Source organism: Streptomyces sp. NPDC033221, assembly GCF_055577005.1.
In genome coordinates this window covers 252,530-267,540 of record NZ_JBVIQN010000006.1, presented here as the reverse complement: position 1 = coordinate 267,540, position 15,011 = coordinate 252,530, and the positions used below count along the sequence as shown (strand labels likewise).

Below are 15,011 nucleotides of genomic sequence, written 5' to 3'. Positions count from 1 at the left end.
AACCGGTGGCTCAACCGCGTCCGGCGATGCGGTTGACACGGTCGATGGCCCGCTCGAATCCGCGGGTGAGGTCGTCGAAGACCGCCTGCACACTGCGTTCGGAGTTCATCTGCCCGACGATCTGACCGACCGGCGTACCCAGCAGCGGCTCGACCTCGTACTTCTGGATACGGGACACGGCCTCGGCGACCAGCAGCCCCTGGAGGGGCATCGGCAGCGGTCCGGGACTGGACGGGTCGTCCCAGGCGTCCGTCCACGCCGTACGGAGCTGGCGGGCGGGCTTGCCGGTCAGCGCGCGGGAACGGACGGTGTCGCCGGGGCCGGCGGCGAGCAGTTTCTCGGTGAGCCGGCGGGAGTGCAGTCCGGCCTCCTCGGTGGTCAGCCAGACGGAACCGAGCCAGACGCCCTGCGCCCCCAGGGCCAGCCCGGCGGCGATCTGTTCGCCCGTGCCGATGCCGCCGGCCGCGAGCACGGGCAACGGGCCGACGGCACGTACGACTTCGGGCGTCAGCACCATGGTGGCGATCTCGCCGGTGTGGCCGCCGGCCTCGTAGCCCTGGGCGACGACGATGTCGATCCCGGCGTCCTTGTGGTGCCGCGCGTGCCGTGGGCTGCCCGCCAGGGCGGCGACGAGGACGCCGTGCGCGTGGGCGCGCTCCACGACGTCCGCGGGCGGTGGGCCGAGCGCGTTGGCCAGCAGCTTGACCGGATACTCGAAGGCGACGTCGAGCTGAGAGCGGGCCACCTGCTCCAGCCAGCCGGTGATGCGCCAGCCGGACGCCTCACCCGCGGGCAGTTCGGGCACCTGGTGCCTGGCGAGGGTCTCCGCGACGAAACGGCGGTGCCCGGCCGGGATCATCGCCTCGATGTCCGCCTCCGTGACGCCCTCCACCTTCTTCGCGGGCATCACCACATCGAGGCCGTACGGCTTGCCGTCGGTGTGCCGCTCGATCCAGTCCAGGTCGCGGGCCAGGTCGTCGGCGGCCGCGTAGCGGACCGCGCCGAGTACGCCGAAGCCCCCGGCGCGGGTGATCGCGGCGGCCACCGCGGGAAACGGCGTGAACCCGAAGACGGCGTGCTCGACTCCCAGCCGGTTGCTCAGCTCCGTCTGCATGGGCGCAGGATGCCGCAGGGCGCCGTACGAGGGAAGGGATTTCCTGATGCCGTGTCAGGAAGCCGAGCAGGTCGGCCACGCGCATCACCGTGTCACGTCACAGGCGGGCCGACGAGGGCCCCGCCCCTCACCCGGCCTTCTTGCGGTGGTCGCCGTACTTTTTCCTCATGACCTTCGCGCGGCCTTTGAACGTACTGGGATTCATTCTCAGAACACCCAGCCCCAGCGAAGTCGAGGAGACGACCGGCCCGGACCCGTACATGACACCGTGCAGAAACTCCTCGAATGCCGGTGAGAATTTAGGAGCGTCATCCATCGCCACACCAGCGGGAGTTGCGGCCCACCTGGCGTAGTATGTGGAGTCCTTGGACTTCATCGCATCGATGATTCTCTGCTCGGTCTCCGTATTCGCACCGCGCGCCTGTTTCGGCTCCTTGCCCTCATCATCCAGTTTTTTCTGCAGCCCGGATGGTTCAAGACCGAACCATCGGGCGATCGCCGCCTTGAAGGGTTTGGGGCCCTCCATCCTGTCCGGGTCCGTCAGTTCGTTGATCAGGTGGATCAGGGGTGCCGGAAACGCACCGTACTCCACCCGCTTTTCCCCGCTTAGTCGCCTTTCCCTCTTGGCCCGGAGCTCCGCGTCCATCTTCCCCAGCAACAACGGCTCGATGTGCGCTGCGAACTCCGCCTTCGCACGGTCCGCCCGAAGATCCTTCGACTCCTTCGTGACCGGCGCCTGGCGACCCGCCGTGCCGCCGATACTGAATTCCCTGAAATTCGACGTCAGCACCGCCGTGTCGCCGTCCTCGGCCTCGCTGGCGGACGGGGTGTGGGCCTTCAGCATGATGTCGCTGTCGGGCGGGATCTCTCGTATGATCTCCCCCTTCTCGTTCGTCCTTTCCGGCACCGTGTATCGCTGCTCCATACCGCCGTCCGCTCTCGGCACGGCTTCTTCCAGGCCGTTCCCCGCGGAGGCGGGGCCCACGCCCCTCGGGGCCGACGCGTACATGAGACGATCACGGTTTCCCATGTGCTCGCGCAGATGACCCGCGACGTCCCCACGTTTCGACTCGTCGTGCCCTGCGAGGTGACGGACGCCGGATTCGACGGCTTCCGTGTAGTACTGGTTGCCCCTGCGGGGGTAGACCAGCTTCAGCCCGATTTCCTCCTCGAAGTAGCGGAACATCGCGAGACAGGCGTCGCACGGCTTCTTCGTGCCCCGGATATGGATGGGGTCGTGGGGCGTGTCTCCCGTGAATGCGGCGTTCTGGAGAAACATCAACAGCTTCTGCTCGGCGTGCATCTTCTTCGCGTTCGTGCCGTTGTGCACCAGGTAGGCGTACCCGTCGAAGGGCCCGTCCTTCGCGAGCAGTTCAGCCAGGTACTCGCGGTGCTCGGGATCCTGCGCCTTCTCGTTGGAGACATCGACGAGGCGGATGTGTGAAGTCTCCCGCAGGGCCTTCAGTGTGGCGTTGTCGCGCTTGAACGCGCCGGATGCCGCTCCGTCGACGTCCATGGCCCCCGGGTCCACCGGCTCCAGCGCCCGGATCTGCGGCCTGAACCCCTCGCGGATCTTCAGCAGGGCCTGGCGGTCTCTCCGCGTCAGCTCCTGGTTCTTCCGCGCCTTGGCCCTGGCGATCGCCGACCGGCCGCCTTCCGCCTCGTGGTCGGTTTCGCGGTCGGTCCTGCGGCGCTTCTTGTCCTGGTCGGCGCGCGCGGCCGCCGATCGCTTGCCCTTCCCCTTCTCGACCGGGGCGGCCTCGGTCCCGGAGTCCAACCCGCTGCCGCTGCCGTCGTATCCGGACTCATCGTCGCTCGACGCGTGCTCCTGTTCCCCGAAGTCCGCCGTCAGCAGCTTCTGGAGGCTGCCGCTGCCTCCCAGATCTTTCTCGGCACTGTCTCCGCCGCTCATATTCCGCAGCACCGCGAAGAGCTGATGCATGGACTTGTTGTAGTTGCCGGCAAAGGCCAGGTGCCCATTGATTTCCGCCGCCTGGATCTCCTGCTCCCGGACCGGCTTCGCGCTCTTCTTCGCTCCGGCGTCGCCCGACGACGCGGCCTTGCCCTTGCCCTTGCCCTCTTCCGCCGCCGCGCTCTCCCTCTCCTTCTGCTCCGCGGCGGTCACGGCGAGGAGCATCCGGCGAGGGAGGTGCTGCAGACTCTGCGCCGCCGGGTCCTCGTAGTCGCGGGCGTAGCTGATCACTATCTGACTGACGAGCCGGCCCCACTGCTTCTTGTTCTGCTTACACGTGCACAGCCTGGCGAGCTTGTCGATCTCGGCGCTGATTTCCTTGTGGTTGGGGTACGGGCCGCGCGGAGCGGCCTGCGCCCGTGCGGCGCCGGAACTGCTGCTTTCGCCTCGTGCGCTCCCGCTCCCGCTCCCGCCGGCCGTGCTCCGGCTGGTCTTGCCGCTGCTCCTGCTCTGGGAGCCCTTGTCCTTGGCGGTCTTGTCCTTGGCGGCCTTCTCGTCCTTCTTGCGGGCCACGACCAGACCGCCCGCATTCCCCACCGCACGCTGCGCGAACATCCCCAGACCGCCGCTGTCCGCGCCCCCACCAGGTCTGACCGGCTGCTGCCCGCCCCTCGACGACCTCTTGGGCGAGGGTTTCAACGGCCCTTTCGCCGGCGCTCTCGACGGCGCTCTGCCCGCGCCCGCGGCGAACGCCGCACCGTCGGCTTCCGCCTTCCGCTCGGAGCCCTGCCGCGGGTCGGTGACGGTGACGCCCGCGCTGTTGCGGTTTCCCGTCTCCTTCACCCCGGCGAGGTTCTCGCTCACGTGACTCAGTTCGTGACCGACGACCGACTTCTTCTGCGCCGCCTGCGGCGGGAGGAAGATGTGATGGCCGATCGTCATCGCCTCGGCCCCCATCGCCGCGGTGGCCCGCTGGGCGACCGCGTCGTCATGGATACGCGCGGGTGACAGGTCGTTCTGGTAGAACGACTCCGCCTCCTTGCGGAGCGGCTCGGGGATCGGGCGACCCGGGGAGGCCATGGCGGCGCCGAGCAGCGCGGCCTGGTCGACCGGCTCGCTGTCCCGCACCCTGCCCGCGTCACCCTTCCCGCCGTGCCCGCAGCCCGCACCGTGGACGTGCCGCTCCTCCTTGAGCAGACGCGCGACCACCTGGTTGCCCACCAGGGACTGGAGCGCGGCGGCCCGCTCCGGGCTCATCGGCCCGTGGTCGAGGCCCCCGGGCACGGACGGTGCCCGGCGCGCGCCGGGCTCCGGGCTCCCGGATTTCTTCCCGGAGCGTTCCTCGTGCGCGTGCATGGCGTTCCCTTTCCGGTCCGGTCGGCGGCGGGCCGGCGTCGCGCGCCGCGGAAGACCCCCACGTGACCTGGCGGGGGCTCGGTTCCGGGCCACGGCCCGCTTCCCTGAGCGACCGTTGTATCCGGTGGCTCCCGGGACGGACAGGTCCGCTCGGGCACGCGTGAGGGCACGTCCGCGGGTCCGGTCACCCCTCGTCGAGGACGGCCATGGCCGCGTTGTGGCCCGGAATGCCGCTCACCCCGCCGCCTCTGACCGCGCCCGCGCCGCACAGCAGCACGTTGGCGTGCGCGGTCCGCACGCCCCATCGGGCCGCCGCGTCGCCCCCGTCGGCCTCGGTGCCGTACTCCGTGGCGTACGGGAACGCCAGCTCGCGGTGGAAGATGTTGCCGCCCGGCAGACCGAGGTCGCGTTCCAGGTCGAGCGGGCTGCGGGCCTCGATGCACGGGCGGCCGTCCGCGTCGGTGGCCAGGCAGTCGGTGAGCGGTTCGGCCAGTACGGCGTCGAGCTGGGCGACGGTGGCCGTGAGCAGCCGCTCACGGGTGGCGTCGTTGTCCTCGGTGAAGAGGCTGGCCGGAGTGTGCAGGCCGAAGAGGGTCAGCGTCTGGTAGCCCTGCCGTACCAGGTCGGAGCCGAGGATGGAGGGGTCCGTCAGGGAGTGGCAGTAGATCTCCGAGGGTGGCGCGGCGGGGAGTTCGCCGGCGGCCGCCTGCCGGTAGGCGGTCTCCAGCTGCTCGTAGCCCTCGGCGACGTGGAAGGTCCCGGAGAAGGCCAGCCGCGGGTCGACGCCGGTGTCCCGCAGCCGGGGCAGCCGGGTGAGCAGCATGTTGACCTTGAGCTGGGCGCCCTCGGCGGGCTCCGAGGACGGTTCGCCGAGGAGCCCGGCGAGGGTCTGCGGGGCGGCGTTGACCAGGACGTGGCGCGCCCCGACCGTGCCCTGTGCGCTGGTCACCTCGGCCGTGCTGCCGTCGGTGGCGATGCCGGTCACCGGGCAGCCGGTGACGATCTCCGCGCCGGCCTTGCGGGCGGCGTCGGCGAGCGCGTCGGTCAGCGCGCCCATGCCGCCGATGGGTACGTCCCAGTCGCCGGTGCCGCCGCCGATGACGTGATAGAGGAAGCAACGATTCTGCGCGAGTGCCGGGTCATGGGCGTGCGCGAACGTGCCGATCAGCCCGTCCGTGAGCACCACACCGCGCACCAGGTCATCGTCGAACACCGACTCGACCGTCTCGCCGAGCGGCCGCTCGAACAGCGCCTCCCACGCCGCCTCGTCGCCGATACGGGAGCGCAGCTCGGCACGTGTCGGCAGCGGTTCGGTGAGGGTGGGGAAGACGCGTTCGGCGACCCGCCGGGTCATGCCGTAGAACCGCTGCCAGGCCGCGTACTCCCGGTCCGAGCCGGTGAGCCGGGCGAACGAGGCGCGGGTGGCGTCCTCGTCGGTGCTGACGTACAGACCGGTGGGACGGCCGGCGCGCACCGCGGGCGTATAGGAGGACACCGAACGTCTGCGGACCGCGAAACGCAGCCCGAGATCGCTCACGATCTTCGGCGGCAGCAGGCTGACCAGGTACGAGTAGCGCGACAGCCGCGCGTCCACACCGCGGAAGGCGCGCGCGGAGACGGCCGCGCCGCCGGTGTGGTCCAGCCGCTCCAGAACCAGCACCCGGCGCCCGGCGCGGGCGAGATAGGCGGCGGCGACCAGGCCGTTGTGCCCGCCGCCGATGATGACGACGTCGTACGAAGTCCGTTCCGGCATGTCTCTTGGTAGCACGCGGTGATCGACGCCGCCAGGTACGGACGGCTGAATTCCGGCGGACCCGCAGCGCGGCGCCTTGCTCCCCTCCTCCTACGTTCCTAACGTCCGACGATGCGTTGAATCGGCCTGCTCCGCTCCCCCGTGAGGTGCCTGTGCACGTTTCGTCGGCCACGCGTCCCCCGAGGCGCACCCTGACCCGCCTGAGCGCCGCCGCCCTGGGTGCGGCGGCTGTCCTGTCCGCGGCCGCCGCCTTCCCGGCGGCGGCCACCCCCACCGCACCGGGCCCGGCCGGGCCCGCGGACGGCGCGCGCGCCTCGGCGGCCTACCCGAACCTCACCCCGAAACCCCCGATGGGGTGGAACAACTGGTCGTACTACATGTGCGACATCAACGAGAAGGTGATCCTCGGCAACGCGCGGGCCCTGGTGAAGTCCGGTCTGGCGGCCAAGGGTTACGACACGGTCACCGTCGACGACTGCTGGATGCTCAAGCAGCGCGACGCCCGGGGCAACCTCGTCCCGGACCCGGCCCGGTTCCCGCGCGGCATGGCGTACGTGGGGCGCGAACTGCACCGGATGGGCCTGAAGTTCGGCATCTACGAGGACGTCGGCAACCTGACCTGCGAGAAGTACCCGGGCAGCCAGGGCCACTACCAGCAGGACGCCGACCTCTTCGCGAAGTGGAAGGTCGACTATCTGAAGATGGACGGCTGCAACCTGGCCGCCGCCCCGGGCAGGACGAAGGAGCGGACGTATCACGACGCCTACCGGGCGGTCAGCCGGGCCCTGCGGAAGACCGGCCGCGACATCGTCTTCTCGGTGTCGGCGCCCGCGTACTTCCAGTACGACGGCGACCGGGTCTGGCACCAGGTCATCCGCTGGTCCTCGCAGGTCGGCAACCTGTGGCGGGAGGGCCGCGACATCGCGGTGGAGAAGCACAGCGGCGCCAAGAAGTGGTCGTCGATCAAGTACAACCACGCGTACAACGCCAAGCTGGCGCCCTTCCAGCGGCCGGGCCGCTGGAACGACCCCGACTTCCTGCTGGCGGGCGACTCCGGACTGTCCACCCGGCAAATCCAGAGCCAGATGTCCCTGTGGGCTGTGATGGCCGCACCGCTGATCTCCAGCACGGACCTCACGAAGATTGCACCGGCCGCGCTGAGGGTCCTCGGTAACCGGGACATCATCGCCGTGGACCAGGACGCCAAGGGCCTCCAGGGTCGCGTGGTCCAGCAGGGCACGGGCTACGACGTACTGTCCAAGCCGCTGCAGAACGGCGACCGGGCGGTCGCGCTCTTCAACTCGGGCGACACGCCGCTGACCCTGTCGACGACAACGAAAACGGCCGGCCTGCCGAAGACAAGCGCGTACGAGCTGCGCGACCTGGTCACCAAGCGCACCACCCGAACCGCCGGGAAGATCTCCGTACGGGTGCCCGCGCACGCGACGGTGCTCTACCGGGTGCACCCGGTGCGCTGAGCGGACACGGCACCGGGCCGGGGAACGCCGGACCAGGGGGGAGCCGGACCTACAGCGGCCACCCCTCACCCCCGGCCCGGCGCGCGCCGCTGCCGCAGCTCGGCGACGCGCCGGTACAGCGCGACCGCCTCGGCGGAGCGCCCGAGCTGTTCCAGGCACTGGGCCTCGTCGCTGCGGCTGGCGAGGGTGTCCGGGTGGTCGGCGCCAAGCACCCGTTCGCGGGCCGCGGCGACCTGCCGGTAGACGGCCAGCGCGTCGGGCCAGCGGCCCAGCCAGCCGAGGGCGACGGCGATCTCCCGGCGGCTGACGAGGGTGTCGGTGTGATCGGCGCCCAGCACCTGTTCACGGAGCCCAGCCACTGACCGGGCCTCGACCAGCGCCTCTTCCCAGCGTCCGAGACGCCCGAGGTTGACGCCGAGGTTGTGCCGGGCGCGCAGCGTCTCGGGGTCGGCGGGGCCCTGCGCGGCCGTACGGGCGGCCACGAGATCCCGGTACAGCTCCAGCGCCTCGACGCTGCGTCCCAGCCGCCCCAGGCTTATGCCGACCTCGTAACGGGCGGCGAGGGTGTCGGGGTGGCCGGGCCCCAGGGCCTGGACCCGGTCGGCGGCCACCTCCCGATACGTCTGCAACGCCTCCGCCCACCGCCCCAACTGGCCTAATAAATACGCCACTTCATACCGCGTCACCAGGGTGTCCGGATGCTGCGCCCCGAGCACCCGGGCGCGGGCCGACGCCACGTCGCGCGCCATCCGGTACGCGTCCTCCAGCCGCCCGAGGCGGCTGAGGTTGAAGGCGAGGTTGTGCCGGCAGCGCAGCGCGTCCGGGTGCTCGGGGCCCATCGTGCGCTCCCGGGCCCCGAGGACGGACACATACACCTGGTGCGCCTCGAAGTGCCGCCCGAGCCGGCCCAGCGCGTACGCCGTCTCCTGCCGGGCGGCCAGCGTGTCCACGTGATCCGCTCCCAGACTCCGCTCGCGCCCGGCGGCCACCCGCTCGTACTCCCGCAGCGCATCGGCGGGCCGACCGGACCGGCCGAGGGTGAAGGCCACCTCGAACCGGCTGGCGAGGGTGTCGGGATGGTCGGGGCCGAGGGCGTGCTCCCGCTCGGCGGCGACCGCGCGGTGCACCTCCCCCGCCTCCGTCCAGCGGCCGAGCCGCCCCAGGCTGAGCCCGGCGTTGTGGCGGGCGGCCAGCGCGGCGAGGTGCTCGGGGGACGGCGCGGGGCGCTCGGGGACGTACGGCGCCGGCGTGTCGCGGCTGAGCGGGGGCAGGCCGCTCGTCCACGAACCGGTGAGCCCGGCGGCCCCCTCGGCACCGGAGACCCGCGGCGCGCGGGGACCGGCCGGGGACCCGCCGCGCATGCCCTGCGTCCAGGACGGCAGACGGTACGCGGCACGTGTCGGCGTCCGGCCGTCCGGCCGCGCGGGAAGCGTCGCCCCCACGGTGGGGTACTCCGGCGGCCGGCGGGCCGAAACGAGACGTTTCACCAGTTCCGAGGCGTCCCGTGGCCGGTCCTCCGGGTCCTTCGCCAGCAGGTCCAGGACGATGCGCTCGTACGCTTCGGGCAGGTCGGGACGGTGCCCGCGCGGCGGCTCCGGCGGCGTGTCACGATGCCCCACGAGCACCGCCCAGGCGTCATCGAGATCGAACGGCGGCACCCCGGTCGCCAGTTCGTACAGCACACACCCCAGCGAATACAGATCACTGCGGTGATCGACGGTCCCGGCGCCGATCTGCTCCGGCGACATGTAGTGCGGCGTCCCCATCGCTATGCCGGTACCGGTCAGCCGGGCGGTGAACCCGATGTCGTGCCCCAGCCGGGCGATGCCGAAGTCGCAGATCTTCACCGTCCCGTCGGCGATCCGCACGATGTTCGCGGGCTTGAGGTCACGGTGCACGATGGACTGCTCGTGGGTGTACGCGAGGGCCGCCGCGACCTGCTCGGCGATGTCGGCGAAGTCCGGCACCGGCAGCGGATCGTGCCGGTTGTCCTCCAGCAACTGGCTCAGGTTCCGTCCGTCGAGCAGCTCCATCACGAGAAACAGGATCCCGTCGTCCTCACCGAAGTCGTGGACGACCGTGATACCGCGGTGCTGCAGCGCCGCCGCCACCCGCGCCTCCCGCCGGAAACGCTCGCGCAGCACCCGCATGAAGGACGGATCGTGCTGCGGCCCGAGCGGCTTGAGGCACTTGACGGCCACCTGCCGCCCCAGCGACTCGTCGCGCGCCCGCCACACCTCCCCCATCCCCCCGCGCCCGATCAAGTCGATCAGCCGGTAACGCCCCTGAACCAGCCTGCTCTCCACCATCGCCCGCCCGCGCCCCCGTCCGCCGCGTCCAACGCGATCCCCCTAGGTGCCCCGCTCGCTCAGTATGGCGGGGGCGGGGCGCGGGGTGTAGGGCGCTGAGGGGCTCTGCGGGAGCGGGCCGTCGACGCGCGCTATCGCCGTACCCGCGGCATCCCCAGCCCGATCCACGCGATGATCTCGCGCTGGATCTCGTTGTTGCCGCCGCCGAAGGTGAAGATGACCGCGGAACGGTAGCCGCGTTCCAGTTCGCCGTGCAGGACGGCGCCGGCCGAGCCGTCCTTCAGGGGGCCGGCCGCGGCCAGGACCTCCATCAGCCAGGCGTATGCGTCGCGGCGCGCCTCGGAGCCGTAGACCTTGACGGCGGAGGCGTCCTGTGGGGTGAGCGTGCCGCGCTGGAGGGCGTCCACCATCTGCCAGTTGAGCAGTTTCATGGCGTCCAGCCGGGTGTGCGTACGGGCCAGTCGGCCGCGTACCCAGCCGAGGTCGATGACGCGCCGCCCGTCGGCCAGCTTTGTTCCGGCGGCCCAGCGCTGTACGTCGCGCAGGGCGCGGATGGCCATCGTGCCGTGTGCCGCGAGGGTGACGCGTTCGTGGTTGAGCTGGTTGGTGATGATGCGCCAGCCCTGGTTCTCCTCACCGACGCGGCGGGTGAGGGGGACACGGATGTTCTCGTAGTAACTGGCGGTGGTGTCGTGCGAGGCGAGGGTGTTGATGCGGGTGCAGGAGTAACCGGGGTCAGAGGTCGGCACGAGGAGCAGGCTGATGCCCTTGTGCGGCGGCACGCCGTCCTCGACGGGGGCGGTGCGCACGGCGAGCCAGACCCAGTCGGCCGTGTCACCGTTGGTGGTCCAGATCTTCTGTCCGTTGACGAGGTAGGCGTCGCCGTCGCGCACGGCCCGGGTCTTCAGCGACGCGAGGTCCGTACCGGCGTCGGGTTCGCTGTAGCCGATGGCGAAGTCGATCTCTCCGGCGAGGATCTTGGGCAGGAAGTACGCTTTCTGTTCGTCGGTGCCGTACCGCATGATCGTCGGGCCGACGGTGTTCAGCGCCATCAGCGGCAGCGGTACGCCCGCCTGCGCGGCCTCGTCGAAGAAGATGAACTGCTCCATCGGCGTCCTGCCCTGGCCGCCGTACTCCTCGGGCCAGCCGACCCCCAGCCGGCCGTCCGCGCCGAGCCGGCGGATGATCGCGCGGTAGAAACGCTTCTGCGCGGTGGGGCCCGGCGGCGCCGCGGGGTCGCCTTCGGGTACGTCCGGCGCGCCGTCGGGGCCGTGGAAGCGCGTATACGCGTCGTCGGGGACCAACGCGGCGAAGTACTCCCGCAGCTCGGACCGCAACCGTTGCTGTTCCGGGGTGTATTCGAGGTGCACGGCCCCTCCTGGTCTGACCGGCCCGGCTCATGCGGTGACGTGTTTACGTGCTCCGACGCGCGGCGGGTACGGCGCGGCCTGGCGGGGCCGGGAGCGGTCGGAGGCGTTCCTGACGGGCCGTCGGGTAACGGGTCGTGGGCACAGTAGAACGTGTTCCATTGATAGGGAAGGGTGCGAGGGCGCGCGCGCCGTACGGGACGTATCGGGCGGAGGTGCCCGGCCGGTGGTGCGGGAACCTCCGCCCGGGCAGATCGTCGCGGCGTCCGCCGTGCGCCGCTCACAGGAACCGGGCTGCGATCTTCTCCGGCGTCACCCGGACCGTGACCAGTTCGGGAAGTACGGCCGCCGACTCCGGGTGGTGTTCGGCGTACGGCACACCGCTGTACTTGACGGCCAGCTCGTCCAGCCGCTCCCGGCTGCCCGCGCTCTCGAACCGCGCGGTGCCGCGGATGACGGCATAGGCGTACGGCTCGTCCCGCGGATTGACGGCAATACTCAGCCGCGGGTCGCGTCGCAGGTTACGGGCCTTGATCTTGTCGACGCCCGTGACGAAGAACAGATCGCCGCCCTCCCTGCCCACCCAGACGACGGACTGCTGCGGGCTTCCGTCGGGCTGGAGGGTCGCCACCGTGACGAACACCCGGGAATCGAGGACTTGTTGCAACTTTGGGGACAGTTCGGTTGTGCGCATGGTGCAACTCCCGGGGGCGAGAACAGTAAGTGACACAACTATGTGGCAGTTCATGTCACAAGCGCAATGCTTTTGGGGCGCATGACTGGTCGTTCGGTCTCGGACGTGCGTATGCTCCGTGGCACGATGAGAGCTGACGCGGCACGCAACCTGGACGCGGTCCTGCAGACCGGCGCACGCCTGCTGGCGCACGACCCCGGTACGAGCATCGCCGCCATCGCCGCCGCGGCGGGCGTCGACCGGCGCACCGTCTACCGGCGTTTCGACAGCCGCGAGACACTGATGGCCGCGGTCTACGTGGCCAAGCTCGACGCCTGTGACGAGGTGTTCGCCCAGGCCCGGCTGACCGAGGCGCCGGTACCGGTGGCGCTGCACCGGTACGCAGAGGGCACCATCACCGTCAGCCGACGGTGGCCCGTGGACCTCCGGCGGGCGGCCGGCGAGACCGCCGCCGCCCGCCTGGGTCACCTCCTCGAACGCCTCGACGCCTTCATGGCCCGCGCGGCCCGCGAGGGTGTCCTGCGCCCCGGACTGCCGGACGGGTGGGGCCGCTCGCTGCTCGTCCAGCTCACCAACGTCGCCTCCCACGAGATGCCCGAACTCACCCCGGGCCAGGGAGCCGACCTGGTCACCCAGTCCCTGCTGCGGGGCATCGGCACCGCTACAGCGGCTGCGGCAGGAGGCGCAGGGCCAGCGGCCGGGTGACCGGGCTGTGGGACAGCCGGATCGCGGCGCGGCGGACCCGGGCGACGTGGCGGTTGGCGGGCAGGAACAGGTGCTGCATCCGGCGCGCCTGGTCGGCGTGGTGGCGGGCCGTGGGGCGCGTGCGCCGTTCCCACTCCGCGATCGCCGGGACGTGCGGGCGCCCGTCGCGTACCGCTACCGCATCCGCGAGACTCGCGGCGGCCTCCACGGCCAGGCACGCGCCGTACGCCGAGTACAGGCTCAGGCTCCACGCCGCGTCACCCAGCAGCGCCACGCGCCGGTCGGTCCACCGTGGCATCCGGATCTGGCTGACCTGGTCGAAGTGGACGGTGCCGGCGGCGTCGGCCGCGTCGAGGAGGCCGGGCATCAGCGGCCCCGGATAGTCGCCGAAGACCCGGCGCAGTACGGCGGCCGACGGCTGCCGCAGCTCGGCCGCGGGGTCGTCGCTGCGGTACAGGAAGTACGCGACGGGCCCGCAGTCCCGAAACCCGGCCACCCACGCGGCGCGGCCCGCGTCGGGCATGACGGCCGTGTCACCCGTGGCCAGCCCCTCCAGGGGCCGGTCGACCATGCACGCGGCGACGACATGGCCGAAGTCGTACCGGTACGTCCGCTCGGGGCCGAAGGCCAGGCGGCGTACCTCGGAGTGCGTACCGTCCGCGCCGATGAGCAGGTCGGAGCGGATCTCGGTGGCGTCGTCGAGGGTGGTCAGTACGTGGCCGGGAGCCTGCCGGACGCGTACCGGGGAGCGGCCGTAGCGTATCGGTACGTCGTCGGACAGACGTTGGTGGAGCGCGGCCTCGATGTCGCTGCGCAACAGTGTCAGAGAGCGGCGGCGCGCCTCGGCGGGCAGGCGCATGCCCGGCAGCGTGCGCCCCCGGCGGTCGATCTCGAACCACCGGCTGTCCGGGCCGAGCCGGTCCCGCAACTGGTCGGCCACGCCCAGACGGCGGGCCGCACGGTAGCCGTCGCCGCGGAAGAAGACCAGGTAGCCGCCTCTGCGGCGGTCCGGGGCCTGTTCGACGATCGTGGCGTCCCAGCCCACGGCGCGCAGAGCCAGGGCCGCGGCCGTACCGGCTATACCGGCGCCGATGATGAGAGCATGCGGGCGTGCCGCGGGAACTGGCATGGGGTGAAGGTCCTTGGACGGGGACGGGGACGCAGGCCTTAGCGGACGTGCGGCTCAGCGGACGCGCGGCTCACGGAGACCGGCAGTGGGTCCGGCAGCGGCCGGCGACTGCCGGACGAAGGTTGCATCGGCCGTGAGCGCGTCGGCCGACGTGTCCCATGTATCCGGTGTGTCCGCCGGGGCCGCCCGCGTGGCGGCGGCGTCGGCCAGGGCACGCAGTGCCGTGGTGAACTCCGAGGGCACGGCCAGCCGGTCGAGCAGGTCGTGGGCCTGCCGGTGCAGGCCGTCGCGTACCGCGAGGGTCGCCGCCTGCACGGCGGGGTCCAGGAGAAGGGCCCTGATCTCCGCGCGGCCGCCGGGGCTGTCGGCCGCCTCGGCCACGAGCCGGAGCGCCCGCTGCCGCGCGTCGCCGGAGAGCTGCCGCAGGGCGCAGACCAGGCGGTAGGTGGCGGTGCCGTTGCGGATGTCCTCCTCCCGTTCGTCCCGCAGGTCCTCCTCGTCGTTGCGGAACTGCAGGAGTGTGCCGACCGCGTGTCCGAACGCGCGCCACGCCTCGACCGCGGAGTCGTCGCAGCCGGCGATCCGCGCGGTCATGCCGCAGGCCATGGCGTACGAGGAGCCGCTCTTGTGCTCGTACGTCGTCAGTACGGCCGACGGGTCGGCCGTCGCCGCGGTGTTGACGAGGTCCCTGATCTGGCCGTCGTTGGTCAGGGTCCAGCCGTCGAGGTAGTCGCCGACCAGGCACTCCCGCAGGGCGGCCGGGAGATCGAGGGCGGCGAGGGCGCGCAGCGGCAGTCCGTGGCCGCATTCGAGCGCGGCCATCAGGGCGGGCCCGGTGCCGACGCCGTACATCGCGGCGCCCGCGTCCCCGTCCGCTATGTCGTCGAAGGCATTGGCCGCACGCCACCACAGGGCGTGTGCGGCGGCGATGGGCACGGCGGGCTCCGGGACGCCGGTGATGGCCGCATGGGTCAGCAGGGGCAGCGCGGTCTCGTTGCGTTCGTGACGGCCCTGGTCGATCACCTGCCGCAGGGTGGTGCGCAGCGGTCCGCAGGAGTCGGGGTAATCGTCCAGCTGCCGGTCGATGAAGGCGGTGACCTCCGGCAGCAGTCGGGCGAGCACGTCGTCGGCCCGTGCCATCGTGCTGGACATGCGTACCTCCGGTAGAACGATGTCGGAAGGTGCTGCTACGTC

10 protein-coding genes are annotated in these 15,011 nt (G+C 71.5%); 2 read left to right on the top strand and 8 right to left on the bottom strand.

The features are described from left to right. Window positions 1–10: 10 nt before the first annotated feature. From ACZ53K_RS10715 to ACZ53K_RS10705, 3 genes are all read right to left on the bottom strand, one after another. Window positions 11–1,114: an NAD(P)H-dependent flavin oxidoreductase gene (locus ACZ53K_RS10715; RefSeq protein WP_468833833.1), complete on the bottom strand. Its 1,104-nt coding sequence runs from the start codon at window positions 1,112–1,114 to the stop codon at window positions 11–13. Between the two features lie 127 nt (window positions 1,115–1,241). Continuing rightward, window positions 1,242–4,154 (bottom strand): eCIS core domain-containing protein, encoded by a 2,913-nt coding sequence (locus ACZ53K_RS10710; protein ID WP_468833832.1) that lies wholly within the window; start codon window positions 4,152–4,154, stop codon window positions 1,242–1,244. A gap of 412 nt (window positions 4,155–4,566) precedes the next feature. After that, window positions 4,567–6,135, bottom strand: a complete 1,569-nt coding sequence (locus ACZ53K_RS10705; protein ID WP_468833830.1) for a phytoene desaturase family protein — start codon at window positions 6,133–6,135, stop codon at window positions 4,567–4,569. A 152-nt stretch (window positions 6,136–6,287) separates the two neighbouring features. Here ACZ53K_RS10705 and ACZ53K_RS10700 point away from each other — a divergent pair, with 152 nt between their 5' ends. Beyond that, window positions 6,288–7,613 (top strand): glycoside hydrolase family 27 protein, encoded by a 1,326-nt coding sequence (locus tag ACZ53K_RS10700; RefSeq protein ID WP_468833829.1) that lies wholly within the window; start codon window positions 6,288–6,290, stop codon window positions 7,611–7,613. Window positions 7,614–7,678: 65 nt separating this feature from the next. Here ACZ53K_RS10700 and ACZ53K_RS10695 read toward each other — a convergent pair whose 3' ends face one another. The 3 genes from ACZ53K_RS10695 to ACZ53K_RS10685 form a co-directional block, all read right to left on the bottom strand. After that, complete coding sequence (locus ACZ53K_RS10695) at window positions 7,679–9,922, bottom strand: serine/threonine-protein kinase (RefSeq protein ID WP_468833828.1); 2,244 nt, start codon at window positions 9,920–9,922, stop codon at window positions 7,679–7,681. Between the two features lie 131 nt (window positions 9,923–10,053). Next, the gene (locus ACZ53K_RS10690) at window positions 10,054–11,292 is read right to left on the bottom strand and encodes an acyl-CoA dehydrogenase family protein (RefSeq protein WP_468833825.1); all 1,239 of its coding nucleotides are present in this window, start codon (window positions 11,290–11,292) and stop codon (window positions 10,054–10,056) included. Between the two features lie 277 nt (window positions 11,293–11,569). After that, window positions 11,570–11,983, bottom strand: a complete 414-nt coding sequence (locus tag ACZ53K_RS10685; protein WP_468833824.1) for a PPOX class F420-dependent oxidoreductase — start codon at window positions 11,981–11,983, stop codon at window positions 11,570–11,572. Between the two features lie 126 nt (window positions 11,984–12,109). Here ACZ53K_RS10685 and ACZ53K_RS10680 point away from each other — a divergent pair, with 126 nt between their 5' ends. Beyond that, window positions 12,110–12,688 carry a TetR/AcrR family transcriptional regulator gene (locus tag ACZ53K_RS10680; RefSeq protein WP_468833823.1) on the top strand — a complete coding sequence of 193 codons (579 nt, stop codon included), beginning with the start codon at window positions 12,110–12,112 and terminating at the stop codon, window positions 12,686–12,688. On the opposite strand, the gene ACZ53K_RS10675 is transcribed toward ACZ53K_RS10680, so the two are convergent. Both ACZ53K_RS10675 and ACZ53K_RS10670 read right to left on the bottom strand, forming a co-directional pair. After that, entirely contained in the window at window positions 12,645–13,817 is a 1,173-nt protein-coding gene (locus ACZ53K_RS10675) for an FAD-dependent monooxygenase (RefSeq protein WP_468833820.1), read from the bottom strand. The genes ACZ53K_RS10680 and ACZ53K_RS10675 overlap by 44 nt on opposite strands. 54 nt (window positions 13,818–13,871) lie before the next feature. Then, window positions 13,872–14,969: a polyprenyl synthetase family protein gene (locus ACZ53K_RS10670; RefSeq protein ID WP_468833819.1), complete on the bottom strand. Its 1,098-nt coding sequence runs from the start codon at window positions 14,967–14,969 to the stop codon at window positions 13,872–13,874. Window positions 14,970–15,011 lie beyond the last annotated feature (42 nt).

What these genes read in the sequence shown, in the direction of transcription:
- ACZ53K_RS10715 (WP_468833833.1), bottom strand. Translation starts at nt 1,114, where the DNA reads ATGCAGACGGAGCTGAGCAACCGGCTGGGAGTCGAGCACGCCGTCTTC.
- ACZ53K_RS10705 (WP_468833830.1), bottom strand. Translation starts at nt 6,135, where the DNA reads ATGCCGGAACGGACTTCGTACGACGTCGTCATCATCGGCGGCGGGCAC.
- ACZ53K_RS10695 (WP_468833828.1), bottom strand. Translation starts at nt 9,922, where the DNA reads ATGGTGGAGAGCAGGCTGGTTCAGGGGCGTTACCGGCTGATCGACTTG.
- ACZ53K_RS10685 (WP_468833824.1), bottom strand. Translation starts at nt 11,983, where the DNA reads ATGCGCACAACCGAACTGTCCCCAAAGTTGCAACAAGTCCTCGATTCC.
- ACZ53K_RS10680 (WP_468833823.1), top strand. Translation starts at nt 12,110, where the DNA reads ATGAGAGCTGACGCGGCACGCAACCTGGACGCGGTCCTGCAGACCGGC.
- ACZ53K_RS10675 (WP_468833820.1), bottom strand. Translation starts at nt 13,817, where the DNA reads ATGCCAGTTCCCGCGGCACGCCCGCATGCTCTCATCATCGGCGCCGGT.
- ACZ53K_RS10670 (WP_468833819.1), bottom strand. Translation starts at nt 14,969, where the DNA reads ATGTCCAGCACGATGGCACGGGCCGACGACGTGCTCGCCCGACTGCTG.